The sequence below is a fragment of the Monashia sp. HAY1-5C genome (genome assembly GCF_056755255.1).
Map to the genome: position 1 here is coordinate 1 of NZ_JBPGXG010000245.1, position 2335 is coordinate 2335.

A 2335-nucleotide genomic window follows, 5' to 3' on the forward strand; every position below is an offset into this window, starting at 1 on the left:
TCCGTCGTCGGCAGCGTCAGATGTGTATAAGAGACAGCCCCGAGCCCGCCCCGAGCCCGACTGCGGGCCACCCGCTAGGTCAGTGCTCACTCCGACTGAGCAGTGACGTAGCGAACGGGCCTCACGTCCGCCGGTCAGCGGCGCGGGTGCAGGCCGCGCGCATGGTCACGTCGACCCGGACGAGCGGAATAGAACCGGACCGGGGTCCGTTTGGTGTGTCATGACCAACGCTGCCACGCCCCGCACCCGAGTCGCCGTCCTCGTCGGGAGCCTGCGCTCCGGCTCGGTGAACCGCCGCATCGCCGAGGCCCTACGAGACCACGCCCCCGACGGCGTCCAGCTCGAGATCGTCGACGGTCTCGGGGCGCTGCCCTTCTACAACGAGGACATCGACGGCGCCGACGCCCCGTCGGTCGTCACCGACCTGCGTCGCGCGGTGGGCTCCGCCGACCGCGTCCTCGCCGTCACCCCCGAGTACAACGGCACCATGCCGGCCGTGCTCAACAACGCCATCGACTGGCTGTCGCGCCCGTTCGGCCAGGGCGCCATCAAGGACAAGCCCTTCGCCGTCGTCGGCGCGACGCCGACGCCCTACGGCGGCAAGTGGGCCCACGAGGACACCCGCCGCTCGGCGAGGATCGCCGGCGCCCACGTCGTCACCGACGTCGAGGTGTCCCAGACGACGATCGACACCGACGTCCTCGGCGACCCCGAGGTCTTCGGCCGGCTCACCGACGCCCTCGCGACGCTCGTGGCCGCGGACACGTCGGTCGCCGCCTGACGGGCCGGGCCGCCGACCCCTGCGGCGTACACTCGAGACGGCGCACGAACGCCCGGGCGACGCCGCCCCGACGCACTCCGCACGACGCCTCCCGACCCGGTCGGGAGGGTCGGGGGGTCGTCACCCGTGACCAACGGACCAGGAGGTGCCATGGGTGACAACATCGGACTCTGGGTGCTGCTCGCCATCGTCGTCGTGCTCGTCGCGGGGGCTGCCATGCTGCAGAGCCGGCGCGGAGGGACCAACGACACGCTGAACCGCCACGGCGACGAGACCGTCGTCGAGCGCGACCACCACCCCGAGGGGGCAGAGCGCTCCCACCTCGTCGGCAACCCGCCGATCGACACCATCACGACCCAGGGCTGGGGCGTGGCCCAGGCCGGCGAGGGCGCGATGCCCGAGGAGCTGCCGGAGGACGTCCACCCCGAGTACCACGAGGACCCGCACCACCGCCGCCGGCACTGACCGGCGCACCGGCGAGCTCGACCTCCACCACGACGCTCGACCGATTTGCCACCCGCGAGCACGAGACCGACGGCCGCACCCCTTCGCGGGGTGCGGCCGTCGCCGTCAGGCCAGGTGCCAGACCGTCGTCGTGCGCAGGGTCTCGCCGGGGCGCAGCACGGTCGAGGGGAACTCCGGGCGGTTGGGGGCGTCGGGGAAAGCCTGCGTCTCCAGGGCGATGCCGGCCCGCGGGCCGTACGCGCGACCGGACAGGCCGACGATGCTGCCGTCGAAGTGCGTGCCGGTGTACACCTGCATCCCCGGCTGGTCCGTCTCGACGGTGAGCGTGCGCCCGCCGCGACCGGTGAGGACCGCCGCCGTCCGCATCCCCGAGCCCCGCAGGACGACGTTGTGGTCCAGGCCCCGAGCGTGGCGCAGCTGCTCGTCGTCGAGGGCGAGACCGTCTCCGATGCGACGCGGAGACCGCCAGTCCAGCGCGGTGCCGTCGACGGCCTCGACGCCCGTGGGCAGCAGGTCGGCGCCGACCGCGGTGAAGGCGTCGGCGTCGAGGCGCAGCACGTGGTCCTCGACGCCGCCGCTGCCCTCGCCGTCGAGGTTGAAGTAGGCGTGGTTGGTGAGGTTGACGACCGTCGGCCGGTCGGTCGAGGCCGCGTAGTCCAGGTGCACGGTGCCGGGAGCGATGCGGTAGGTGACGTCGACCTCGAGCCGGCCCGGGAAACCCTGTTCTCCGTCGGCACTGCTCAGGTGGAGGCGCACGTGCTCGGGGCCGGCGTCCGTCACGGTCCAGACCCGGCGGTCGAAGCCGCCCGGGCCGCCGTGCAGGGTCGTGGTCCCCTCGTTGGCCGGCAGCACGTACGTCGTGCCGTCGAGGGTGAACCTTCCACCCGCGATCCGGTTGGCGTACCGGCCGATGGTCGCACCGAGGTAGCCCCCGTCGGACGCGTACGCACCGGGGTCCGCATGGCCGAGGACGACGTCGACGGGGTCGGGGGAGTGCGCGTCCTCGACGACCAGTCGACGAACGGCCGCGCCGGCGGTCATGACCTCGAGGGCTGTCTCTTATACACATCTGACGCTGCCGACGACGGA

3 protein-coding genes are annotated in these 2335 nt (G+C 72.8%); 2 read left to right on the plus strand and 1 reads right to left on the minus strand.

What is annotated here, in order from left to right; genetic code table 11:
• Positions 1-220: 220 nt before the first annotated feature.
• On the plus strand, positions 221-781 hold the full coding sequence (locus ACR9ZK_RS21320; RefSeq protein WP_481343967.1) for an NADPH-dependent FMN reductase: 561 nt from the start codon (positions 221-223) through the stop codon (positions 779-781).
• A 150-nt stretch (positions 782-931) separates the two neighbouring features.
• Complete coding sequence (locus ACR9ZK_RS21325) at positions 932-1246, plus strand: hypothetical protein (RefSeq protein WP_481343968.1); 315 nt, start codon at positions 932-934, stop codon at positions 1244-1246.
• A 105-nt stretch (positions 1247-1351) separates the two neighbouring features.
• On the opposite strand, the gene ACR9ZK_RS21330 is transcribed toward ACR9ZK_RS21325, so the two are convergent.
• Positions 1352-2287 (minus strand): aldose epimerase family protein, encoded by a 936-nt coding sequence (locus tag ACR9ZK_RS21330; protein ID WP_481343969.1) that lies wholly within the window; start codon positions 2285-2287, stop codon positions 1352-1354.
• Positions 2288-2335: the final 48 nt, after the last annotated feature.